The organism is Nocardia sp. NPDC001965 (assembly GCF_053594175.1).
Window position 1 is genome coordinate 396,359 of record NZ_JBSFDZ010000003.1, and the last position, 20,697, is coordinate 417,055.

29 protein-coding genes are annotated in these 20,697 nt (G+C 66.1%); 16 read left to right on the forward strand and 13 right to left on the reverse strand.

Going from position 1 to position 20,697, the window contains the following annotated elements; translation table 11 throughout:
* Window positions 1–785: 785 nt before the first annotated feature.
* The 9 genes from ACWCPQ_RS08280 to ACWCPQ_RS08320 form a co-directional block, all read right to left on the reverse strand.
* On the reverse strand, window positions 786–1,361 hold the full coding sequence (locus ACWCPQ_RS08280; protein ID WP_449896146.1) for an alkaline shock response membrane anchor protein AmaP: 576 nt from the start codon (window positions 1,359–1,361) through the stop codon (window positions 786–788).
* A 2-nt stretch (window positions 1,362–1,363) separates the two neighbouring features.
* Window positions 1,364–1,999: a DUF6286 domain-containing protein gene (locus ACWCPQ_RS08285; RefSeq protein ID WP_449896148.1), complete on the reverse strand. Its 636-nt coding sequence runs from the start codon at window positions 1,997–1,999 to the stop codon at window positions 1,364–1,366.
* Entirely contained in the window at window positions 1,996–2,316 is a 321-nt protein-coding gene (locus tag ACWCPQ_RS08290) for an Asp23/Gls24 family envelope stress response protein (RefSeq protein ID WP_449896150.1), read from the reverse strand. The genes ACWCPQ_RS08285 and ACWCPQ_RS08290 overlap by 4 nt, the downstream gene beginning before the upstream one ends.
* Window positions 2,313–2,504, reverse strand: coding sequence for a hypothetical protein (locus tag ACWCPQ_RS08295; RefSeq protein ID WP_449896152.1), 192 nt, complete (start codon window positions 2,502–2,504; stop codon window positions 2,313–2,315). The genes ACWCPQ_RS08290 and ACWCPQ_RS08295 overlap by 4 nt, the downstream gene beginning before the upstream one ends.
* A 32-nt stretch (window positions 2,505–2,536) precedes the next feature.
* On the reverse strand, window positions 2,537–3,022 hold the full coding sequence (locus ACWCPQ_RS08300) for an Asp23/Gls24 family envelope stress response protein (RefSeq protein WP_449896154.1): 486 nt from the start codon (window positions 3,020–3,022) through the stop codon (window positions 2,537–2,539).
* A gap of 87 nt (window positions 3,023–3,109) precedes the next feature.
* Complete coding sequence (locus ACWCPQ_RS08305; RefSeq protein ID WP_449896155.1) at window positions 3,110–3,445, reverse strand: hypothetical protein; 336 nt, start codon at window positions 3,443–3,445, stop codon at window positions 3,110–3,112.
* Window positions 3,442–3,810 carry an Asp23/Gls24 family envelope stress response protein gene (locus ACWCPQ_RS08310; RefSeq protein WP_449896157.1) on the reverse strand — a complete coding sequence of 123 codons (369 nt, stop codon included), beginning with the start codon at window positions 3,808–3,810 and terminating at the stop codon, window positions 3,442–3,444. Before ACWCPQ_RS08310 ends, ACWCPQ_RS08305 begins: the two co-directional genes overlap by 4 nt.
* Window positions 3,807–4,412 carry an anti-sigma factor family protein gene (locus tag ACWCPQ_RS08315; protein WP_449896158.1) on the reverse strand — a complete coding sequence of 202 codons (606 nt, stop codon included), beginning with the start codon at window positions 4,410–4,412 and terminating at the stop codon, window positions 3,807–3,809. The genes ACWCPQ_RS08310 and ACWCPQ_RS08315 overlap by 4 nt, the downstream gene beginning before the upstream one ends.
* Window positions 4,403–4,969: an RNA polymerase sigma factor gene (locus ACWCPQ_RS08320; RefSeq protein WP_449896159.1), complete on the reverse strand. Its 567-nt coding sequence runs from the start codon at window positions 4,967–4,969 to the stop codon at window positions 4,403–4,405. Before ACWCPQ_RS08320 ends, ACWCPQ_RS08315 begins: the two co-directional genes overlap by 10 nt.
* 359 nt (window positions 4,970–5,328) lie before the next feature.
* On the opposite strand from ACWCPQ_RS08320, the gene ACWCPQ_RS08325 reads away from it, so the two are divergent.
* From ACWCPQ_RS08325 to ACWCPQ_RS08340, 4 genes are read left to right on the forward strand one after another with little or no spacing between them, the layout of a single operon-like run.
* Entirely contained in the window at window positions 5,329–5,550 is a 222-nt protein-coding gene (locus ACWCPQ_RS08325) for a hypothetical protein (RefSeq protein WP_449896161.1), read from the forward strand.
* A 21-nt stretch (window positions 5,551–5,571) separates the two neighbouring features.
* Complete coding sequence (locus ACWCPQ_RS08330; protein ID WP_449896163.1) at window positions 5,572–6,126, forward strand: CHAT domain-containing protein; 555 nt, start codon at window positions 5,572–5,574, stop codon at window positions 6,124–6,126.
* Window positions 6,127–6,129: 3 nt separating this feature from the next.
* A complete protein-coding gene (locus ACWCPQ_RS08335; RefSeq protein ID WP_449896165.1) occupies window positions 6,130–6,579 on the forward strand; it encodes a hypothetical protein in 450 nt (149 codons plus the stop codon).
* Window positions 6,580–6,589: 10 nt separating this feature from the next.
* Window positions 6,590–7,453, forward strand: a complete 864-nt coding sequence (locus tag ACWCPQ_RS08340; protein ID WP_449896167.1) for a hypothetical protein — start codon at window positions 6,590–6,592, stop codon at window positions 7,451–7,453.
* Window positions 7,454–7,700: 247 nt separating this feature from the next.
* On the opposite strand, the gene ACWCPQ_RS08345 is transcribed toward ACWCPQ_RS08340, so the two are convergent.
* A complete protein-coding gene (locus tag ACWCPQ_RS08345) occupies window positions 7,701–8,498 on the reverse strand; it encodes a 2-keto-4-pentenoate hydratase (RefSeq protein WP_449896169.1) in 798 nt (265 codons plus the stop codon).
* A gap of 222 nt (window positions 8,499–8,720) precedes the next feature.
* On the opposite strand from ACWCPQ_RS08345, the gene ACWCPQ_RS08350 reads away from it, so the two are divergent.
* From ACWCPQ_RS08350 to ACWCPQ_RS08405, 12 genes are all read left to right on the forward strand, one after another.
* Window positions 8,721–9,644, forward strand: coding sequence for an ABC transporter substrate-binding protein (locus tag ACWCPQ_RS08350; RefSeq protein WP_449896171.1), 924 nt, complete (start codon window positions 8,721–8,723; stop codon window positions 9,642–9,644).
* A gap of 62 nt (window positions 9,645–9,706) precedes the next feature.
* The gene (locus tag ACWCPQ_RS08355) at window positions 9,707–10,591 is read left to right on the forward strand and encodes an ABC transporter permease (protein WP_449896173.1); all 885 of its coding nucleotides are present in this window, start codon (window positions 9,707–9,709) and stop codon (window positions 10,589–10,591) included.
* Window positions 10,588–11,379: an ABC transporter permease gene (locus tag ACWCPQ_RS08360; RefSeq protein ID WP_449896175.1), complete on the forward strand. Its 792-nt coding sequence runs from the start codon at window positions 10,588–10,590 to the stop codon at window positions 11,377–11,379. The genes ACWCPQ_RS08355 and ACWCPQ_RS08360 overlap by 4 nt, the downstream gene beginning before the upstream one ends.
* Before the next feature lie 2 nt (window positions 11,380–11,381).
* Complete coding sequence (locus tag ACWCPQ_RS08365) at window positions 11,382–12,218, forward strand: ABC transporter ATP-binding protein (protein ID WP_449896176.1); 837 nt, start codon at window positions 11,382–11,384, stop codon at window positions 12,216–12,218.
* A 5-nt stretch (window positions 12,219–12,223) separates the two neighbouring features.
* Window positions 12,224–13,078: a creatininase family protein gene (locus ACWCPQ_RS08370; RefSeq protein ID WP_449896178.1), complete on the forward strand. Its 855-nt coding sequence runs from the start codon at window positions 12,224–12,226 to the stop codon at window positions 13,076–13,078.
* A gap of 75 nt (window positions 13,079–13,153) precedes the next feature.
* Window positions 13,154–13,999, forward strand: a complete 846-nt coding sequence (locus tag ACWCPQ_RS08375; RefSeq protein ID WP_449896179.1) for a DODA-type extradiol aromatic ring-opening family dioxygenase — start codon at window positions 13,154–13,156, stop codon at window positions 13,997–13,999.
* Window positions 14,000–14,029: 30 nt separating this feature from the next.
* Window positions 14,030–14,359: a hypothetical protein gene (locus ACWCPQ_RS08380; protein WP_449896181.1), complete on the forward strand. Its 330-nt coding sequence runs from the start codon at window positions 14,030–14,032 to the stop codon at window positions 14,357–14,359.
* Between the two features lie 7 nt (window positions 14,360–14,366).
* A complete protein-coding gene (locus tag ACWCPQ_RS08385; protein WP_449896241.1) occupies window positions 14,367–15,440 on the forward strand; it encodes an amidohydrolase family protein in 1,074 nt (357 codons plus the stop codon).
* Window positions 15,437–16,144 carry a FadR/GntR family transcriptional regulator gene (locus tag ACWCPQ_RS08390; RefSeq protein WP_449896183.1) on the forward strand — a complete coding sequence of 236 codons (708 nt, stop codon included), beginning with the start codon at window positions 15,437–15,439 and terminating at the stop codon, window positions 16,142–16,144. Before ACWCPQ_RS08385 ends, ACWCPQ_RS08390 begins: the two co-directional genes overlap by 4 nt.
* A 5-nt stretch (window positions 16,145–16,149) precedes the next feature.
* Window positions 16,150–16,752, forward strand: a complete 603-nt coding sequence (locus ACWCPQ_RS08395) for a cysteine hydrolase family protein (RefSeq protein WP_449896185.1) — start codon at window positions 16,150–16,152, stop codon at window positions 16,750–16,752.
* On the forward strand, window positions 16,752–16,943 hold the full coding sequence (locus tag ACWCPQ_RS08400) for a tautomerase family protein (RefSeq protein ID WP_449896187.1): 192 nt from the start codon (window positions 16,752–16,754) through the stop codon (window positions 16,941–16,943). The genes ACWCPQ_RS08395 and ACWCPQ_RS08400 overlap by 1 nt, the downstream gene beginning before the upstream one ends.
* Window positions 16,940–18,379, forward strand: a complete 1,440-nt coding sequence (locus tag ACWCPQ_RS08405) for an aldehyde dehydrogenase (protein WP_449896189.1) — start codon at window positions 16,940–16,942, stop codon at window positions 18,377–18,379. Before ACWCPQ_RS08400 ends, ACWCPQ_RS08405 begins: the two co-directional genes overlap by 4 nt.
* A gap of 143 nt (window positions 18,380–18,522) precedes the next feature.
* Here ACWCPQ_RS08405 and ACWCPQ_RS08410 read toward each other — a convergent pair whose 3' ends face one another.
* Genes ACWCPQ_RS08410 through chrA form a run of 3 tightly spaced genes read right to left on the reverse strand, consistent with a single transcriptional unit; the run spans window position 18,523 to window position 20,567 of the window.
* A complete protein-coding gene (locus ACWCPQ_RS08410) occupies window positions 18,523–18,819 on the reverse strand; it encodes a hypothetical protein (RefSeq protein WP_449896191.1) in 297 nt (98 codons plus the stop codon).
* Window positions 18,820–18,822: 3 nt separating this feature from the next.
* A complete protein-coding gene (locus ACWCPQ_RS08415) occupies window positions 18,823–19,179 on the reverse strand; it encodes a hypothetical protein (RefSeq protein ID WP_449896193.1) in 357 nt (118 codons plus the stop codon).
* 14 nt (window positions 19,180–19,193) lie between these two features.
* Window positions 19,194–20,567, reverse strand: a complete 1,374-nt coding sequence (chrA, locus tag ACWCPQ_RS08420; protein ID WP_449896194.1) for a chromate efflux transporter — start codon at window positions 20,565–20,567, stop codon at window positions 19,194–19,196.
* Window positions 20,568–20,697: the final 130 nt, after the last annotated feature.

The window sequence follows — 20,697 nt, forward strand, 5'->3', positions numbered from 1 at the left end:
GTCTTGCCGTCCATCTGCGTGCCCCGGCCGAGTCGCGGTCGGTCGCCGTCGAGCGGGCACCCGTTTGCCCGCTGTCGGTCGACGCCTGTTTCGAGGGGTTCGAAGAGGAGGCCGGCGATGACGATGTGCAGCTCAGCGAGTGGACTGTGGAATCACCCTATCGGTGCCGAACTCGTTCGCGGTGCTGCCGAGCTGGAGCGGGACCGAGCGCGGGTGGCTTTCGCATCGGCTGTCCGCGGCGGCTCGTGCGCAGTGCGACGATCCGCGGCTGGCCGCCGCGGAGACACAACCATCGGGTGTGCGGCTCGTGTTCCGGACCTGCTCGACCGTGGTCGAAGTCGATCTGCTGCGGACCCGTAGTTGCCTCGTCGGAGTGCCGGATCGTCCGGACGGCACAGTGGATCTACGGGTGGACGGCAACCTGGTCGGCAGTGCGACCACCAGCGGCGGCGATGTGGTGCGCACGGATATGGTCTCGGGGTCGACCGAGCTGCAACGCGGTCGCGTCGGCATGGTGCGTTTCACCGGATTGCCACCGCGAGAAAAGCTGATCGAGATCTGGTTGCCGCACTATGAGCGCATCGAACTCGTCGCGTTGCGTACCTCGCCCGCCTGGCCTTCGACGACGATCTCGGTAACGGTGATTCCGGCTGGTTCTCTCAGTAGTCGTACCCGGTCCAGCGGGGAGCGCACGGCCCCCGGCGTCGGGTTCGACTCCGGTGACGGGCCGCGCCTGGAACAGAGCTTTCGGAATCAGGTACCGCTCTGCATCGACGGTGTGACGGTCAGCGCAGCCGGGCGGGGCGGTCTGCGTCGGCGATACGCAGTTCGAGCTCTACCGCGATCTCGTCGATTTCGAGGGCGTGCCGGAGATCGGTGACGGCAGCGCCGGCGATGCGCTGACGCAGGGCGGCCATATCGGCGTCGGGTTCGGCAGTCACGACCAGGAACAGCTCGGGGGTTTCGCGGGACCCGGTCAGCCAAGCGGAAGCCGATCTGACACCGGGGAATTCCTCGATATCGGCAGCGATCGGGGCCGCGGCGGTTCGAGAGGTCAGGGTGGTGCGCCCGGCTGCACCGTCGGCTTCGATACGCCACGTCCGGGACGCAGGCATTCGGAAGGCCTGGGCGAACAGCCAGCGCAGGCACAGGAGTGCGAGTACTGCCGCGCCGGCGATCACGGCCACGAATACCCACGTCGGTGGGGCGGCGGTCCCCGGCACCAGCCGGGCGTCGGTGTCCACCCAGTTCAACCGGTCGAAGTGGGCGGCCAGCGCGAGGCCGCCGACGGTGGCCAGTACCGCGCCGAGCACGGCGAGCACGGCCCTGTTGGCGATCGCGGGATGGTTGGACCGAGCCATCGTCAAGCTCCTGTTCGCGGCGCCGGAACGCCGGGTGTGGGTGGAGCGGCAGCGGTGGAGCGGCGTGCTGTCTCACCGGACTGTCGATCTTTTCCGCGCTGCTGCGCCGCGGGTCGCGGTCCGCGCAACCTGACACCGACCTTCTTCACGGGGCGACCTGTCTGCTGGATCCGGGCGCCGACCACGCCGCAGATCTCGTCGGCCAGATCTTCGCGGTCGTGGAGGTCGGTGCGGGCGGTGACGGTCACTCGGGCGCGGCGGACCTGCACTTGCGCCGAACGCACCCCGTTCACCGAAACCGCTGCGCTGCGCAGTGTCGCCTGCAGATCCCGGCGGGCGACCCCGGCCTCGATATCGTCGTCGGCAACGGCATCCAGCGGCAGCACAAGCGCCCGTCCCGGGATCACCGCGGCCAGCAGCAGTACCGCGCCGAGCGCAACGGCGGCCACGGCCACCGCAGCAACCAGCGGATCGTCCCAGGTGAGATCGTGCAGATATTGGGCGATCTCGTCGTAGGAGAGATACTCGCGGGCGCCGGTCAACCGCTGGACCAGCGAGACGATCACCGCGACGCAGGCCGTCAGCAGGATTCCGGCGATCAGTATCGCCGGAACGATTCGCCGCGACCGGCGGATCACCGGATCCTCCCGTTTGCCGGGGTCGATCTCGTCATCTCGTCGACGACGATATCGACGCGGGAGACCCCCAGCCCGGTCAGTTCCTCGGTGCGTCGGATCAGGTGTTCTCGGCAGGCCTCGGTGACCTGTCCGACCGGTTCGGGGTAGCGCACGGGCAACCGGATCTCCAGCGCAGTGCGGTCGCCGGAGATCGTCGCGTTCGCCCGGGGTCGCTCGCCGACCCCGCCGACCTCGCGGGCGGCTTCCGTTGCGATCCGCCCGATCGCTCGTTCGCTGATGGTGGTTTCGCCGGGAAGCTCGGCGGCCGTCGTGGTCACCGCCGGTCCCTGGTTCGCCCGATATTGCGTCGCAGGGCATCGAGGTCGACCTCACCATCGAGCCATCGGCCTACCAGCAGCCCGGCCGCGGCGAATACCAGCACGATCGCGAAGGCCCCGAACCCGCCGAAGGCGGCGGCGAATCCGAGCGCGAGACCGACAGCAAGGCATATCGAAGTGGCATTCACGACTCGATTCCTCTCTACGGCGGCCGGGCCGGCTACTGAACCCGGCCGGTGGGAGCTTCGGCCTCGTCGTCGTCACCGGGGACATGAACATCGTTGACATTGATATTGACCTCGACGACCTCGAGCCCGGTCATCTGTTCGATCGCGGAGATCACGTTGCGGCGTACCACGCGGGCAACTTCGGCGATGGCGACGCCGTATTCGACGACGATCTGCAGATCGACCGCGGCCTGCGTTTCGCCGACTTCGACCGAAACCCCTTGCCCGATACTGGCGGAGGCGCCGGGAATTCGATCGCGCAGCGCGCCGAAGGCCCGCGCGGCGTTGCCGCCGAGTTCGTGGACACCGTTGACCTCGCGCGCGGCCAGGCCGGCGACCTTCTGTACCACGATATCGGCGATGGTGGTGCTGCCCTGCTCGGTGACCAGCGGATTCTTCCGGGCGGGTTCGCGCACCTCGGGTGTCTTCACTGCTTCGGGCGTTGTGGTGGAATTCTTTTCACCGGTCGGAGTGGTCATCGTTGCTCCTGTCGTATAGCGGACCCGCTGCGGCGCAGGTGGATCCGGCTGTCCCTGTACGTGGTCGACACCGGCGGGGCGGAAACCTCACGCCCCGATGGAGTGATCTGGGTCACCTCCCGAAGTGAGGGCCTCGGCGTCGAGTTCGGCGACCACCAAGCGCAATTCGGCCGATTCCCATCGCGTACCCGCCAACAGCGGGCGGATGGCGGCAGCGAGGCCGTCCAGTAGGGGAGCCAAGGGTAGTCCGGTGGCGACCACCCGGACTTCCACCAACGCCGCGGACAGGCCGACCGCGTATCTGCGTGGGTCGAAAGGCCACCACCCGGCATGTTCCCGGGCGATCGGTGCCGCCGGGCGCAGCCCGGGAGCGGCCGTCACGGCGCCGATGATCTTGTCGCTCAGCTCGGTATCGGCGGTCATGGTCGCCGACCCGCGATATCGATGATGCACACGCACACCCGATCCACCTGTTGACCGGTGTGCTCGAGTACTGCCCGGGTGATCTGCCGTTGTACGGCGTGTCCGATCTCGATGGCCTGTCCATCGGCGCCGATCGTGATGTCGGCGGATACGACGAGCCCGGTCGGCGTGTGCCGGATACGCACCCCGTCGGCCGGTGCCGGGTCGGTATCCGACCACCGCTGCCGCCCCGCACGGACGAACGTGTTCAGCAGCCCTCGGAACCCGGGCTCCAGCCGCACCACACCGGGTGTGTTCGCCGCGGCGTGGGCGGCGACGGCGGCGATCACCGGCGCCGCCACCACTGTGGTGTGCCCAGGGCTCATCGGACGTCTCCGCCGGCGTCGCCGGTGTCGGAATAGAGGTCGGCGATGTGCACATCGAGTTTGTTCAAGTCCACTCCGATGCGGTCGGGCAATGCCGCGGCGATCCGGGCCCGCACCGAGGGCAGCAACTCGCCGACGGTCGGCCCGTCGGCGCGGATGGCGATACTCATCTCCACATCGACCAGCCGTCGTCCATCCGGCCCGCTCCCGGCTTCCTGGATCCGGCACCGCCGGGCCCGCACGCCCGGTACCGAATCCGCCGCGTACCGCAGGACCGCGGCGACGGCCTGTTCGCTGATCTCCACGATGCCGGAATGGTGTGTCGGCAGGTCCAGGGTCCGTCCACGCCGGATCTCGGCGCGAACCGCCGACATGATGCGTCCGGTGAGATCGGGCGGGGCCGGGTCGGATTCGGTGATCAGCTCCCGGGTCGCCGCCCGCAGGGCGAGAAGGCTTTCGCGCGCCGCCCGGCAGTGGGGGCAGGTCGCCTCGTGGGCATCGGCCTCGCCGGCCTCGACCGCGTCCAGGCGTTCCCACACCTGTTCCAGTTCGCGACCGCAGGGAAGCCGGTAGTCCTGTTCGGTCGAGTTGTTCACCGCCATGGCTTCATCACCTCGGACAGTTGGGCTCGCGCCCGCGCGATACGACCGCGGACGGCGGTGGCGTTGGCGCCGACGATGTCGCCGATCTGGTCATACGGCAATCCGTGCACCTCCCGCAACAGCCAGCAGGCGCGCTGTTCGGCGGTCAGCACCTGCAACGCGTCGTTGAGCGCTTCGAGTTGGGTGCTGATCTGTACCGCGTGTTCGGGCTGGATCTCGGTACGTGGCGACTCCGCGGTCTCGAGATCGACTTCGACCTGTGGGCGGCGCGCGCGGATGACATTGAGGCAGCGGTTCGTCGTCATCCGGTACAACCAGCCCACGAAGGCCGCGTCATCGTTGAGCTGCGGCAATCGCCGCCAGGCACGGAGAAAAGCCTCCTGGACGACATCCTCGGCCTCGCCGCGATCGGCCAGCATCTTGGTGGCCAACCGGAACATCTGGCCCTGATAGCGCACAACCAACTGCTCATAGGCCTGCACATCGCCGTCCCGAGCGCGGCCGACCAGAGTCGCGTCGTCCAGTCTCGCGATCGGCGCGGATCCGAGCGCGGTCACACCACCACCTCCTCCACCCACAACATCCGCACATACGAAGGACACCGCGGCCCGGTGATCGTCACGCAGGATTATCGCGTGATCGGAGTCACAGCGGCTGCGATTGTTCACGACCAACCGCGTTCGGGCGTGTCACACCGGCGTACTTACCCGCCCGGAGCGGTGCGCAACAGTCTGTTGCAGACTCGAGTCCTTGATTTCGCGGGAGTGGCTGTCCACTGTTTTCGCCATCGGTGAGCCGCCGCGCACGCTGATGTGACGACGCTCACGACGCAACAGGCGTGCCGTTTCCGGCGCGACCGGGTCGTTATGTTCAAGCACCGAAAAGGGTGCGGAACGGACACGGAAGGTTTTCCGACATGGCTCTCCGTATCACCTCTCGGGATCGAAAAGCGCGCCTGCGGCCGGTACGAGTCGCGGGTATGGAGTGGGGGACCGCCGTACTCGTGATCCTTGCCTGCCTCGTCGTCGCGGTAGGAACCGCCGTACTCACCGGCTCGATCATCGCTGCCGTGCTCGCCACCGTCGTTATCACGCTCGGGCTGATTCTCACCCTGCGGATACTGCGTTTCCCCGGCTGACTCGCACCATCAGGGGCATGAATGCCCCTCGCCCTCGCCCGCCTCCTCTGGGATACCGTCGAGGCCCCGTATTATTCGGCCCGGTTTTCGGCGGTCCGGGTGTTGGGAGAGCAAGAGGTCACCGTCACCGCGACCCGAGCCGCGCTGAACGGCCACCCGTGGGTCCATATCACCTGCCACGGCGACGAGAGCGGTCTGATCCTGCACGACCGACGTCTCGGCCTGGACGAACTCGCGGATGTGAACCTGACCGGAGAGCGGTCGGCGTTCCTGTCTGCCTGTGTCTCGGCGCTCCCGGGCGCCCGGGCCAGGGAGGAGGCACTCCACCCGGCCGCAGTGTTCCACCTGAACGGTTTCTCCCACGTGACCGGGACCATGTGGCAGATCGACAGCGCGGACGGGCCGACAATCGCAGACGACCTCTACCGCATGTTGCTGACCGAGGGGTTGCGGGCCCGCCCGCGCGCTCCACGATGTGCAGTGCAGGCTGCGCGAAGAACACCGGGCCGATCCCGCCCGCCGGGCGCCCTTCGTGCATTTCGGTCCCTGAAACAGCAAGTGCTGGTGCACAGTTGACGCATGCCCTCTTTCTTTTTCCGGCGAGGTGGCCGCCGGGGCGAACCCGAACCCGAACCCGATCCCGCCCCGCCACAGCCCGCCGAGTCGATGACCCCGCCGGAGGACCCTGTATCGGCTCATGCCTGGTTCTGCGAACGACTGCCGAATCTGCGCGCCGCCGCCGACCATTACGGCTGGCGGCGCGAGCTGGAAGCCCAGGTGGTGGCTGTACGAGACGGACGGCCTGCCACCGAGGCGCTGGCGGCACTGCTGCTGAATACGTCCGGCACCCTGCGCGGGCTCGGCGAATTGCCCCTCCGGGACGTGTGGGATCCACGTCCGATCGGTGAGCGTTTCCAGTGCCCGCGTTTCCAGTGCCCGCCACGCAGTCGTGGCCGGGACGGGCACGAGCCGCGGTGCCATCTCGAAGACCGTCAGTGCCTGCCCAGCACCTATCGACTCGACCTCTAGGGGCGATATCGTGGACGCCCTTCTCACCGGTTTGGGGTCCAAGTTCGCCGAGCGGTGGATCACGCTGCTCGCACTACCCGGCCTGCTCTTCGCCCTGACACTGGTGTTGTCCTGGTGGGTGCACCCGCTCGGTGTGGCCCACGCCCTGGACCCGGCCCTGCTCAGCGACCGGCTGGACAAGCCGCCGCCCCGGTGGCTGGCGAACACCCCACACCGGCTGGTGTTCGCCGCGCTGGTGACGCTCGCCGGGGCGGCCTCGGCCGGCATCGCCGCGGAATCGAGCCGCGTCATCGCACGACTGTGGCTGGGACGCGGTGTGGTGAGCGGCAAGCTGCTGGGATTCTTCCTCCGCCGCCGGATCCGGCAGGCCGAGAACGAAGTTCCGCGGGATCAGCGTGCCCGCTATCTCCCTGAACGAGCGACCCGCATCGGAGACCACCTACTCCTCGCCGAGAAGCGGATACACGCTCAGTACGGGGTGGGGCTGATCCGGATATGGCCACGATTGTGGCATCTGTGTGACGACAGTGAACGCGGCCCGGTCCAGCTCGCCTGGAACCGGTACACCGCGGCCTCGATGCGGGCGGCATGGTCGCTCGGCTACCTGGCGCTGGGCCTGCTGTGGTGGCCGGCCGCGATAGCCGGCGGCGCCCTCTACCTCTCGGCCTGGATCGCCGCCCGCCGCGCGGCCGCCGAAATCGGCTTACTCGTCGAGGCGCTCACCGACATCAAACTGCCGGAGCTGGCCGCGGCCCTGGGCGTGCCTTTGCCGCACGGCCGGTTCACTCCAGCCGACAGCCACACCGTCGAAACCGTCCTGGACAAGGGCACATATCTCCCCAGGGACCCGAACGCCACAAGTTCTTCGGAGTAGCCGCCGATATCGCCGGCACAATCACCATCGAGGGCGCGGCCGCGCACCTCGTCCGTGCCGCTGCCGACCGCGATCCGAGGGCTGAAGACCATCCTTCCGAACCCGTGGCTGGTGCGCACCGCTGCGGTGGTCGGTGTCATGAACCTGGCCCAGACCGCGGGAGGGAGGAACGCGCCGGTGGGCGAGCGGGCTGTGTTCGTAGTGGCCGAGCGGCGTGCAGAAATGGGCTCGGACCGCCTCCGTTACCTCATCGTCCGCCTGCCCGGGATGTTCCGGCCTCGAGATCGAGTGTCACGCTACCCAGATCCTGTAATTCGACTTTCACGTTCGCCGCCGCCGCGATGGAGGCGGCGGCTGTTGCCGCACCGGCGAGGATCACCGCACCATCATGTAGTTCGAACTTGTACCGTCGGGCAATCGGTACCAATTCGCGGAGTGCGTTCCACGGGCTACCCAATATCGCCGATGTAGAGCCGTGCTCGACCGGCCTGCCGTCGAGGCTCAGGACGACGTCCAGATTCGCGACCTCGGTGGTAGCGGTCGCCGGTTGCCACTCGCCGATGACGAACCGGCACGCCGAGGTGTTGTCGGCCACCACATCGGGCAGGCTGAAGGTGAAGTTCCGATAGCGCGAATCGATGATCTCGAGCGCAGGAGCCACCGCGTCCACGGCATGGACGATGTCGTCGTCCGGGCCGTCGAAGTCCACCGCACGGCCGAGCCTGAAGGCCACCTCCGGTTCTGCCCGCGGATGCACCAGCCCGTCGAGGGAGAGCACCCCGCCCGCGGGGATCCGCATATCGTCGAGAAGCCAGCCCACGATCACCTCGTCGACTCCCATCTGCGCCATTTTCGCGCGGCTGGTGAATCCGAGCTTCGGACCCAGGTAGCGGGCTCCCTGTGCGCGGCGGCGGTCGAGCAGTGTGCGTTGAACGGTGTAGGCATCGTCCAGGGTGAGGTCGTCACCGAACTGGTCCACTGCCGCACCTGTCCGCTGTGCTTCGGCCAGCGTGTCGGAGATGCGGGAGAGATCTGGCGATTGCATGGGGCTCCTTGGATGCGGGTCCGCTCGACCTCGTGGACGAGAGGCGAACCGTGAAACGTCTCTGCGCCGACAGGGCTCTGAAGACCATCGATTTCACACGGATTTTTCGGAAACCGTTGCCCGAGCAGATTGACTGTGATTGATTATAGTCAATAGAAATCGGCACCGACAAGGAGACCCATGCCGAACTTTCCGAAACGTACAAGGGCCTTTGCCGTTGCCGTGAGCTTGTTCGCGACTATCTCGCTGGTCGGTTGCAGTACGAGCGGATCCGATCAGGACGATTCCGGGGTCAGACTCGGCGTCATCCCGATCATCGATGTGGCTCCGGTGAAGCTGGGCATCGACCGCGGCGTATTCGCCGACAAAGGTCTCGAGGTGACCACTCAGGATGCGCAGGGCGGGGCCGCGATCGTCCCGGGTGTCATGAGCGGTGACTTCGACTTCGGTTACTCCAACATCGCGAGCCTGTTGGTCGCCCGAGATCAGGGCCTGCCGCTGAAACTGATCGCGATCGGCGCCCGCGCCTCCGACGATGTCCTCGACGACGGATCGGGCCAGCTGATGGTCTCCGATCCGTCGATCCGGACTGTGCAGGACCTGAAGGGCAAGACGATTGCCATCAACACGCTGAAGGGGATAAGCGAGGTCGCAGTGCGTGCGGGTCTCGAGAAGGGCGGCGTCGACCCCGGCGAGGTCACATTGGTCGAACTCCCCATTCCCAATATGGTTGCCGCGCTGGAATCCGGGCGGATCGCCGGGGCGCTCGTCGGGGAACCGTTCATCACGGTTGCCGAGAATGCCGGCGCGCGACCGCTACCGGTGAGTTATCCGGCCATGGGTGCGGGCATCCCGTTCGCGGGCTGGTTCACCTCCGAGAAAATGCTGACCGAGCGTCCGGACGTGGTCGAACGCTTCACCACCGCGCTCGAGGAGTCGTTCCGATACGCCGATGCCCACCCCGACGAGGTGCGCCGATCACTGAACACCTACCTGAAGCTCGATCCGAAGGTGGCGGAAAGTGTTCGGCTTCCGGTCTGGGGACCGGCGATCGATCGGGACGAACTCGGTGGCCTGGTAGCACTCACCGTCGACGCGGGCTTGATCGGCAATGGAGACGCACTCGACGGCTTGATCGAGAACTGATGAGTCCCGACCGAGCGTCGACCGCCGATGGGCCGGTACCCGGGGCGAGGAACGAGGTAACAGTGCGAGCTACACACTCCGAACCGATCACCGCCTTCGATTCGCCGGAGCGCGACTCCGGGACCGCCGCGGCACAACTCCGCCCTGTCGCCGCCGGCCGGGGCCCAGGTATCCGAAACCTACCGGATTCCGTGTTCGGCGTCGCCGGGGTCCTCGCGTTCGCGGCATTGCTGGAGCTGCTGCCACGTACGGGTGTGCTGCCCCGCGCGTACTTCCCGCCACTGAGCGAGATGCTGGCGGCTTTGATCGACTTGCTGGGTCGGTCGTCGTTCTGGACGGCCCTGTTCGACACCGTGCGCGGCTGGGGGATCGGGCTGACGATCGCGGTGGCGGCGGGGATCATCATCGGGTTCCTCATCTCGACCTCGACCCAGCTGATCCGGATCACAGCGTCGACGATCGAATTCCTGCGTCCGATACCGTCCGTGGCGCTCATTCCGCTGGCAGTCCTGTTGTTCGGCACGGATATTCGCAGCACGCTGCTACTGGTGGTGTACGCATCGTTCTGGCCGGTTCTGATCCAGGTGCTCCACGGTGTGCAGGACATCAATCCGGTGGCACGGGATACGACTGCGTCGTACGGGTTCTCGCGATGGGCGGTGTTCCGGTACCTGATCTGGCCGACAGCACTGCCGTATCTGATGACCGGCGTACGGCTGTCCGCCTCGGTCGCCCTGGTTCTCACCATCTCGGCCGAGCTGATCATCGGCAGTCCGGGATTGGGTACCGAGATCGCGCGTTCCCAATCGAGCGACGCGACGGCCGACGTGTACGCCACGGTGATCGTGACCGGAGTGCTCGGAATCGCCCTCAATATCCTCGTTCGGTCGATCGAACGGCGGGTGTTGAGCTGGCACGCGTCGATGCGAAAGGAAGTGTCGGCATGACAACTGCTGTCGCGGTATCGAAGAAGACCCTCTATGTGATCGGCCTGCCGGTCGTTCTGATCGCATTGTGGTGGGCCTGTACTGCGAACTCGACCAGCTACTATTTTCCCTCGCCGGCCAAGATTGCCGACACATTCGCAAGCACGTGGCTGACTGCTGATCGGTTGACCGACGACGTGCTGCCGAGTATGGCGCGATTGGCTGCCGGCTACGCCGTGTGTGCAGTACTGGGTGCCGGACTCGGAATGTTCCTCGGGCTGCACCGCCGCGCGCGTGCCACCGCCGAACCGGTACTCGAGTTCTTCCGGGCGATTCCACCGCCGGTGTTGATTCCGGTGCTGATGATCGTCGCGGGTATCGGTGACGGGATGAAAGTTCTGGTCATCGTGCTGGGGGCGGTGTGGCCGGTCCTGCTCAACACTGTCGAGGGTGTACGGGCGGTCGACGAGGTACTCTCCGATACCTCGCGGTCGTACGGCATCACCGGTATCGCTCGTATCCGGTACCTCGTCCTGCCCAGCGCGAGCCCGCAGATCATCGCCGGCATGCGTCAGGCTCTGTCCATCTCGATCATCCTCATGGTGATCAGCGAAATGTTCGCCAGTTCCAGTGGGCTCGGTTTCACCGTGGTCCAGTTCCAGCGCGGGTTCGCCATTCCGCAGATGTGGAGCGGAATCATCGTTCTCGGCCTGCTCGGCTTCCTACTGTCGCTCGCGTTCGGGGTCTTCGAACGCCGTGCCCTCGGCTGGTACCACGGCCTACTCCAATCACAACCAGGAGAGAAATGATCATGACTCGAACACGCTCCGTCGAGACCGCGCCCGAGACCACGTCCGCCATGCTCGATGTGCGCGGGGTGCAGAAGATCTACTCCGGCCACGGCCGTCGCGTGGAAGCAGTGCGTGATCTGACTTTTCGGATCGGCCAGGGTGAACTGGCCTGCATCGTCGGCCCCTCCGGTGCCGGCAAGACAACCCTGCTCAAATGCATCGCCGGCTTGCTCGCCCCCACATCCGGAGAAGTGCGGCTCGGCGCCGGTAGGGTCGTCGGTCCACCGCGCGATATGGCGATCGTTTTTCAGGAGTACGGCAGAAGCCTGTTCCCGTGGATGACCGTCGAAGAGAACATCGAACTGCCGCTCAAACAGAAGAAGGTCCCGAAGGCCCGGCGGTCGGAGCTGGTCGAGAAATCGTTGAGCGCAGTCGGTCTGCAGGATGCTTCGCGAGCTCATCCCTGGCAGCTGTCCGGCGGAATGCAACAGCGCGTCGCGATCGCCCGAGCCGTCGCCTACGAGCCGTCGGTGCTTCTCATGGACGAACCGTTCGCGGCCGTCGACGCTCAGACCAGGTCGGAGCTCGAGGATCTCACCCGCTCGCTGTGGAAACGGCTGGGCATGACCGTTCTGTTCGTCACCCACGATATCGACGAAGCGGTGTACCTGGGCCAGCGTGTGCTGGTGCTGTCGTCGTCGCCGACGGTGGTGATGGACGACATCGCGATCGACCTGCCCGACGATCGTGACCAGCTGCGGACGCGCGCTCTGTCCCGCTTCGCGGAATTGCGCGCGCACGTCTACCAGCGGATTCAGGATGCCAAGACCTTCCACGATTCCCGGATCGAGAGCTGAACTCGATGGATATCTTCGGCGAATCGATGGCGGAGATGACCTGGTACGAGGTCGCGGCCGCGGCCGCGGCGGGCGCGGTCCTGCTCTGGCCCATCGGGGTGATAGAACAGCACGGCCCGCACCTGCCCACCGGAACCGATGTCTATATCCCTACGGATCGAGCCCGCGGGGTCAAGGCCGCCCTCGCCGAGCGCGGCGTCGATGCTCTTGTCGTTCCGCCCTACTACTGGGGCGTCAACGTGGTTTCGGGCTCGTTCCCCGCGTCGTACAGCATTCGGCCGAGCCTGATGCGGGAGGTGCTCGCCGACCTCTTCGTCGGTATGTCGAACGACGGTTTCGGCCACATCTTCTGTTTCTCCGGGCACGGGGACGCACTGCACAACAGGACCCTCTACGAGGGCATCCGGGCGGGTTCGCAACGAGCATCGGCCGACATCAGCTTCGTTGTCGACGCGGCACTCGCCCAGCGTCTCGAACTCCGTGTGGACGACCCCTTGCTGACCGTCCACGGTGATCTCGCGCCGGAACTCCCGCCGTCGGCGCCGCCGGTGCGGACCACGCCTGAGGGACACCCGTTCGTCGACGTGCACGCCGGTCGGTGGGAGACCTCGATGATGATGAGTTCGTATCCAGATCTGGTACGCGAGGACGTACGCAGGGATCTGCAAGCCACCGACCACGGGCCCGAAGAGCTGGCCGTATGGCGGCGCGGGTACGACGATGCCCGTCGAATCACCCCTCGCGGATATCTCGGCGACCCGGCGGGCGCGACCGCCGACGAAGGCGGGTGCACCCGGGCCGCCTCGGCCGGAGCCGCCGCCGACGCGATCTGCCGTCGCCTCGACGCGCAGCTGACCTGAATATCGTCCCGACATTCCTGACCAGGTGCCCGCGCGCGCGGGACCGACACGTACACAAACGAACTCGGAGGTATCATGGCGACGATCAGTCTCGCGGTGGCGGCGAGTCACACGCCGGGCTTGACAGGGTGGTTCGACAAGGCGCCCCAATCCGATAGAGACACAGTCCAGCGGGCCTACGATGCCATCCACGACGAGGTGGCCGCCGCGGACCTCGATGCGCTGCTGATCATCGGCAACGACCACGTGGCCAATACCCGGGTGAGCGAGCCGTGGGACTTCTCGTTCGGCCTCGCCGATCGGCACCCGGGGCCGGACGAGTGGTTCAAACCATGGCTCCGCGTGGCGGATTACGATCTGCGCGGTGCCCCGGAAATAGCGAAGACGTTGTTCGAGTCCGTTCGTGAGTGTGGGCCCAACGTGCGCGGGGTTCGCGAGAATTTCCGATTCGACGACAACGTCTCGGTACCGGTCACCATGGCCGGGTTGACCTCACTCGATATACCGATCATCCCGATCCTGCAGAACTGCACGGTGCCTCCGGTTCCGGACGAGTGCGTCTGCTACGACTTCGGGAAGGCCCTGGGCCGAGCCATCGTCGAGGACCTCCCGGCCGACGCACGTATCGGTCTGCTCGGCTCCGGTGGTCTCAGCCACGAGCCCGGCGGGCCCCGCTATCTCGAGATCGACGAGAAGTTCGACCGCTGGTACATGGATCTGCTGGTCCAGGGCGACCACGATCGGATTCTCGCCGAAGCGACGTTCGAGCGGATGGAGGAGGCCGGCTCGGGAGGCACCGCGGAGCTGCTCTCCTGGACGGTCGTCATGGGAGCCATCGGGCCCCGTCCGTGCACAGACCTCGGTTATGTCGCAGTGGACCAGTGGAGATGCGGCGTCGGTGCGGTGCGGTGGGACGTGTGAATTCGGTATCGAAAGGAAGGATCTGAGACCATGCCGTTGGATCGGTTCAATCCACTGTTGAAAACAAACGATCTCGTACAGGATCTCAAGTGGGACCACGAGTTCCGGGCACGTTTCGAGTCGGACGAGAACGACGTCCTCGACGAATATCCGCTGTCCGACGCCGAGCGGCAGGCCATCAGAGATCGCGACTTCCGCGGACTGCACGAAATGGGTCTGCACCCGTACCTGCTCTCCCAGCTCGCGCGCCTGATCTACGGCACCGGTGAGAAAGCCGGTACGTCCGGCGCGGCGACGGCCTTGATCCGCTCGTTGCTGGGTGACGACTACGACGCGTATATGGCCGAGCGAAGTGGCTAGAGCAACGGTGCCGACCGGCGCACTTCCCACACCCGTCATCGATATCCACAGTCATGCCATGCCCCTACCACTGCTCGAATGGCTGGAGGCCGGTGGACTGGCGGACTTGTCCGATATGGCAACGGGATCGGTGTCGATAGATCCGGCGGTTTGCGGATTGAACCGCGGTGCGGCGATCCCTTTCCCGCCCGAGCAGTTCGACGTCGAAGCACGAATTCGTTCGATGGACGCCGCAGGCGTATCGGTTCACGCGGTGTCGGCCCCGCCGTTTCTGTTCGCATCCGAATCCACCGAGAACGCACTGACACTGGAGGTGGTTCGGCAATCCAACGATGCGCTGGCGGAATTCGTCGGACAGGCTCCGGACAGGTTGGTGGGTATGGCCACTCTTCCGGTCGGTCTGACCGAGGCGAGTGACGAGCTGCGCCGCTGCGTGGACGAACTCGGATTCGCGGGGGCGACCATCGGAACCTACGGTGGCAGCGCGGAGCTGGATGCCCCGGTCAACGAACCACTGTGGGACGAGCTCTCGAAACGGCAGATTCTGGTTCTGGTGCATCCCAGCAGGGTCTCGGACCGGACCCGTCTCGCCGACTATCACCTCGTCCAGCTTCTGGGCTACCCGGTCGAAACCGGCCTGGCGGTCTCGCGTCTGGTGTTCGGCGGTGTCCTCGATCGCTATGACCTCCGGCTGTGCCTCGCGCACGGCGGTGGGTGCCTGCCCGGCATCACTCCTCGGTTGGATCTGGGCTGGGAGCGCAAGTCGTCCGCGCGAAAGGTGGATCGGCCGCCGTCGGACTATCTGCGTATGTTGATGTACGACACGGCGGTGTTCGACGATGACGTGCTCGCACGCCTGATCGGCAGGGTCGGCGTATCGAACGTCCTGATGGGCAGCGACTTCCCCTTCGATCTCGCGGACCGATCGCCGCTGCAATCGGTTCGGGGGCTCGACCTGACAGACGAGGAGAAGCAGCTGATTCTGGGTGGGAATGCCGTCCGGTACCTGTCGGGGCATACGCGAGCCGGATCGGCGTCGGCGGGCACCACATCCACGGCAGAACAGAGGGGCGCACTATGAGCAAACGTGAATTGGTAACCCGATCCTCGTCCTCCCGGGCGGACGAGGTGGCCCGCGACATCGAGCAGATGATTCGCAACGAGGGACTCGTCAACGGTCATCGGCTCGGGACCAAGGAGAGTCTGCGCGACCGGTACGACGTGGCGGTCGCGACCTTCAACGAAGCGATCAGACTGTTGAGTGCGCGAAAGATGATCACCATCCGCCCGGGTGTACGTGGCGGGGTTTTCGTTGCCTCGCCGCCGCCGCTGGTTCGTCTCGGGCAGAAGATGCTCGAATTGAGTGGGGACTCTGTCTCGGTGACCGACTGCCTCATCGTGCGCGAAGGACTCGAACCACTCATCACCCAGGACGCCACTCGTTTTCGGAATGCAGTCGATATCGAGGAGTTGCGGTCGTTGGCCGAAGTGATGTTCACCCCCGATCTGAGTGCGGAGGCCTATCTCCGGGCCAACTGGGCTTTGCACAAGCGCATAGCCGGGGTCACCACCAACGAGATCCTCAAGCACACGTACCTGTCGCTGCTGGAGTTCGTCGAATCTCGGCTGGAAGGCGTTGTAGCGCCGGATCCTTCGATGGATATCGGAGTGGGCGCCAGGGTGCATCGTGAACTCGTGGAAGCCATCGCCAGTGGTGACGCCGGCAGAACCGCGAAGGCGCTCGAAGCGCACGCTGCGCTCACCACCAACGCCGACCGGGGATGAGCGCCGTGGCTCCGAACGCCGGTCGCGCCGCCGAGGCGGTGGTCGTCATCGATATGCAGAACGACTACTGCCACTCGAACGGTGTATTCGCCGAGGCCGGTTTGGTCATCGACGATCTGCCGGGTCTGGTCGGCCGCGTCAACACGCTGGTCGGGTCGGCTCGCTCGGCCGGCATTCCGGTCATCTGGGTACGGATGGAGTGGGCCGATGATGCCGCTGTCGGAATCCTGGCCCAGCGCAGTCCTTTCCTGCGGGACTCCGGATTGCGAGCCGGCACGTGGGGTAGCGACTTCGTATCGGAACTCGACGTTCGGCCGGAGGACGCCGTCGTCGTCAAGCCGAGGTTCAGCGCGTTCTATCGGACGAAACTCGATGAGGCGCTTGCCGACGTCACCCGAATAACGGTCGCGGGTGTGCGCACCGACTTCTGTGTCGAATCGACCGTCCGAGACGCGTTCTTCCGTGACTTCGAGGTCGTCGTGGCACGCGACGCCGTCGCCGGTTACTTCCCCGAACTGCACGAGAACAGTCTGCGCGTGATGGGCACCGTATTCGCCCGCATCGACTCCGTGGCCACCATTGTCACGTCCTTCGAGGCGGTGCGCTGATGCCGTTCGTCGAAGTGACACTCGTGGAAGGACGCAGTCCGCAGACCCTGCGCGACCTGATCTCCGCACTCACCCATGCCACCGCCGACACCACCGGCGCCCCACTGGCCAGTATTCGTGTCGTCGTCCGAGAGGTCCCCGGTACTCATTGGGCCGCCGGAGACGTCACCATTCAGGAACGAGAGAGATGACAATGGAACTGATTCCTCACTTCATCGACGGAAAAGAGATCGAGTCGAAGGACGACGGCCGCTTCGACAACGTCGATCCGTGGACTCGCGAGGTACGAACGCAGGTCGCGCTCGGCGGCGCCGAAGAGGCCGCGCTCGCCGTCGGCGCGGCTCGCGACGCCTTCGATTCCGGTGCGTGGCCGCGGATGGGTTTCGCCGAGCGTGGCCGGATTCTGCACCGTCTCGCCGACCTCATGGACCAGAACACCCACGAGTTGGCGATGGCCGATACGCAGGACATGGGCAAACCCATCAGTGACAGTTCGTCGAAAGATGTGCCGCGCTCGGCACTGAACTTCCGATTCTTCGCCGACCACGCCCGGATGTCGGCGGCGGAGACTCTTCCGATGGACTCCGGTCACCACGCCTACACGCGGTTCGAATCGGCCGGCGTAGTCGCGGCGATCGCGCCGTGGAACTTCCCGCTGATGCTCGAGACATGGAAAATCGCGCCGGCGCTGGCGTGGGGAAACACCGTCGTGCTCAAACCTGCCGAGGACACCCCCAGTTCGGCAGCCATCCTGGCTCGACTCGCGCTCGAAGCCGGTATGCCCCCGGGCGTGCTGAACGTGGTCCACGGTTTCGGCCCTGATTCGGTGGGCGAGGCGCTCACCACCGACCCCCGGGTCGATCGGATCACTTTCACCGGAGAATCGACAACGGGCCGCGCCATCGCGCGGGCTGCCGCGGGCAACCTCACACCGGTGAGTCTCGAACTGGGCGGAAAAGGTGCGAACATCGTGTTCGCCGACGCGGATCTCGAGTCCGCGGTGCAGTGGTCGATCAAGGCCATCTTCAACAACGCGGGACAGGTCTGTCTCGCCGGCAGCCGTCTGTTCGTGGAACGCGGTATCTATGACGAATTCCTGCGCCGCTTCTGCGAAGCCGCCGACGCGCTGATCATCGGCGACCCGAAAGACCCCTCGACACAGCTCGGCCCGTTGGCTACCGAGGAGCACTACACCAAGGTCCGATCGTTCGTAGACGGGGTGGAAGCCGACGGCGGCACGACGATAATGGGTGGCCTCGGTGAGGGCTGGGTGGTTCGCCCGACCGTCGTCACCGATGCGCCCGCTACCGCCCGTGTCTGCCGTGAGGAGATTTTCGGCCCGGTAGTCGTCGTGACGCCGTTCGACTCCGAGAAAGAGGCTGTCGACCGCGCGAATGACACGCCGTTCGGCCTGAACGCGATGGTGTTCACCCAGAATCTGTCCCGGGCTCATCGGGTCTCGTCGTTGCTGCGCGCCGGCACCGTATGGGTGAACTGCTTCTTCGTCCGCGATCTCCGGGCGCCGTTCGGGGGGGTCGGAGATTCGGGTGTCGGTCGCGAGGGCGGCAATTTCAGTCGTGAGTTCTTCACCGAGCCCAAGGCTGTAGTGATGGAAATCGACAGCTGACCCGACCGGTAGCTCGAAGTGACCGACCACAGAAGCTGAGCGCCGTGGGCCCGGAGCCCTCCGGGGGCCGCGCTGGCGGATGTGGGAGGAGAATCGCCCCGGCGAGACGGCGGCCCGCGGCCCCCGACGCCGCACTGCGGTCTCTACGGCGGGCTGCGGTGCTCGAGATGACGGTGGAACTGTTCGAGCTGGCACAACGTGTACGCGGCCCGGTCCACGGTCTCCTCCGGCCGATCGGCCGGAAACGCCAGCCGCAACCACGCCCGCCGATCAGGTCGTGATCGACGTGGCGGGCATCGAACCAGCAGGCAGGAACACCACGGCTCCTCGGCCCGCGACCCCTCCAGCTCGGCGTCCGACGGCGGCATCAGGTCGTCGACCGTGGCCAGCACAGTCCGCAGCTCGGCCCGGGTCACGGTGTTCTCGATCAGATCCCACACCAGCTACAGCGACAGCTCCGGAGCGGTGTAGGTCATCTCCATCAGTGCCCGAACCGCCGCAGCGGGCTTGCCCGCGCTGCGGCGAGACCCGCGGGCACCGGCGAGGCGGCGTAGCCGCGATATCCACCCGGTCTCCGGCGCGAGAGGCGGCAACGCGAGCATCGCCTGCCTATCGGCGATCCGGCCGGTCGGCGCGCAGCCCAGCACGCGGCGTGGCCGGCGGTTCACCAGCAACTCGCGGTGAGCGGTGATGAACTGCTCAAACCGGAACGAGCGGAACGAAACCTGCGGACCTGTTCCAGCTGCGGCAACGAACGACAACCGGGCAAACGTCTGGGTCCGCAAGAATGGCTCTGGCACATGCCGGAGAAGGATCAGGGCAGGGGGAGTCCGGCAAGGCCGGCGAGGAGCCCGAACGCTGCGCTGATAGCGAGGACTCGGGGCATGGACCAGCCGAGTTTGAAGGTGAGCAGCGCCGCGAGGGTGGTGATGGATACCGCGATCGGGTTAATGCTCCCGAGGTCGGGGACCTGCACGTTCAGGGGGCCGGTGGTGCGTGTGCGGGTATCGGCGAACACGGTGTGCAGGGCGAAGTAGACGCCGAGGTTGGCGATGACGCCGACGACGGCCGCGGTGATGCCGGTCAGCGCCGCCGACAGTGTTCGGTTGTGACGTAGGCGTTCGACGTAGGGGGCGCCGAGCAGGATGAACAGGAAGCAGGGCACGAAGGTGACCCAGGTCGTGAGCAGCGATCCGAGCAGACCGGCAACCCACGGGTTGAGGGTGCCAGGGTTGTTGTAGGCGCCGAGGAACGCGACGAACTGGACGACCATGATCAACGGTCCGGGGGTGGATTCGGCCAAGGCGAGGCCGCGGACCATGTCGGTGGGGGCGAGCCAGCCGTAGACCTCGACGGCACGTTGCGCGACGAAGGCCAGCACGGCGTAGGCGCCGCCGAAGGTGACCACCGCAGTTCCGGAGAAGAACACGCCCTGGGTGGTCAGGGTGCTGGAGGTACCGGTCAAGACCGCGGCGGCCAGCACGGGCAGGGCCCAGACGAGCAGCCCGACGCCGAGCACGAACAGGTTGCGCCGCGCCGAAGGCGGTTCGTGATGTAGCGCGTCGTCGGCGATCAACGGCGCAGGCCCGTCATCGGTTTCGCCGCCCTGATCGGTAGCGGTCAAGGTGCCTGGGAAGGCGCGGGCCAGCACCCAGCCGGCGAGCGCGGCGGCGGCGATGACGATCGGGAACGGGATGGCGAACAAGGTCAGCGCCAGAAACGCGGCCGCGGCGATCGCGATCAGGCCGCGGTGGCGCAGTGCGCGGCGACCGACCCGGAGCAGCGCTTGAGCGACGATGACCACCACCGCAGGGGCGAGACCGGCGAACAGCGCGGTGACCAGGGTGGTGTCACCGAAGCCCACATAGATCGCAGACAGCGCCAGCAGGGCGAGCATGCCGGGCAGGACGAACAGGGTGCCCGCGATCAGCCCGCCCCGGCGGCCGTTGAGCAGCCAGCCGACGTAGATGGCCAGCTGCTGGGCTTCGGGGCCGGGCAGCAGCATGCAGTAGTTGAGGGCGTGCAGGAAGCGTTGCTGGCCGATCCAGCGATTCTCCTCGACCAGGGTGCGTTGCATGACCGCGATCTGACCGGCCGGTCCGCCGAAGGTCTGCAGCGAGATCAGGAACCACGCCTTGGTTGCGGTGCGCAGCGGGATGACATCTGTCGTGGTGGTGTCGTGTAGCAACGGCGGAGTTCCTTTTCGACCGAATCCAGCACCGGATGTAACCATGGTTGCATGAAACCACGGTTGCGGCGATTCTGGACTGTGAGAAGAATTGCAACCATGGTTGCGTTAGGATTGGTGGGGTGAGGAC

Excerpts from the sequence above, each read along its gene's own strand:
- ACWCPQ_RS08300 (WP_449896154.1), bottom strand. The coding sequence starts at position 3,022 with ATGACCACTCCGACCGGTGAAAAGAATTCCACCACAACGCCCGAAGCA.
- ACWCPQ_RS08305 (WP_449896155.1), bottom strand. The coding sequence starts at position 3,445 with ATGACCGCCGATACCGAGCTGAGCGACAAGATCATCGGCGCCGTGACG.
- ACWCPQ_RS08380 (WP_449896181.1), top strand. The coding sequence starts at position 14,030 with ATGCCGTTGGATCGGTTCAATCCACTGTTGAAAACAAACGATCTCGTA.
- ACWCPQ_RS08375 (WP_449896179.1), top strand. The coding sequence starts at position 13,154 with ATGGCGACGATCAGTCTCGCGGTGGCGGCGAGTCACACGCCGGGCTTG.
- ACWCPQ_RS08370 (WP_449896178.1), top strand. The coding sequence starts at position 12,224 with ATGGATATCTTCGGCGAATCGATGGCGGAGATGACCTGGTACGAGGTC.
- ACWCPQ_RS08280 (WP_449896146.1), bottom strand. The coding sequence starts at position 1,361 with ATGGCTCGGTCCAACCATCCCGCGATCGCCAACAGGGCCGTGCTCGCC.
- ACWCPQ_RS08365 (WP_449896176.1), top strand. The coding sequence starts at position 11,382 with ATGACTCGAACACGCTCCGTCGAGACCGCGCCCGAGACCACGTCCGCC.
- ACWCPQ_RS08310 (WP_449896157.1), bottom strand. The coding sequence starts at position 3,810 with ATGAGCCCTGGGCACACCACAGTGGTGGCGGCGCCGGTGATCGCCGCC.
- ACWCPQ_RS08390 (WP_449896183.1), top strand. The coding sequence starts at position 15,437 with ATGAGCAAACGTGAATTGGTAACCCGATCCTCGTCCTCCCGGGCGGAC.
- ACWCPQ_RS08335 (WP_449896165.1), top strand. The coding sequence starts at position 6,130 with ATGCCCTCTTTCTTTTTCCGGCGAGGTGGCCGCCGGGGCGAACCCGAA.
- ACWCPQ_RS08360 (WP_449896175.1), top strand. The coding sequence starts at position 10,588 with ATGACAACTGCTGTCGCGGTATCGAAGAAGACCCTCTATGTGATCGGC.
- ACWCPQ_RS08325 (WP_449896161.1), top strand. The coding sequence starts at position 5,329 with ATGGCTCTCCGTATCACCTCTCGGGATCGAAAAGCGCGCCTGCGGCCG.
- ACWCPQ_RS08405 (WP_449896189.1), top strand. The coding sequence starts at position 16,940 with ATGACAATGGAACTGATTCCTCACTTCATCGACGGAAAAGAGATCGAG.
- ACWCPQ_RS08400 (WP_449896187.1), top strand. The coding sequence starts at position 16,752 with ATGCCGTTCGTCGAAGTGACACTCGTGGAAGGACGCAGTCCGCAGACC.
- ACWCPQ_RS08315 (WP_449896158.1), bottom strand. The coding sequence starts at position 4,412 with ATGGCGGTGAACAACTCGACCGAACAGGACTACCGGCTTCCCTGCGGT.
- ACWCPQ_RS08330 (WP_449896163.1), top strand. The coding sequence starts at position 5,572 with ATGCCCCTCGCCCTCGCCCGCCTCCTCTGGGATACCGTCGAGGCCCCG.
- ACWCPQ_RS08345 (WP_449896169.1), bottom strand. The coding sequence starts at position 8,498 with ATGCAATCGCCAGATCTCTCCCGCATCTCCGACACGCTGGCCGAAGCA.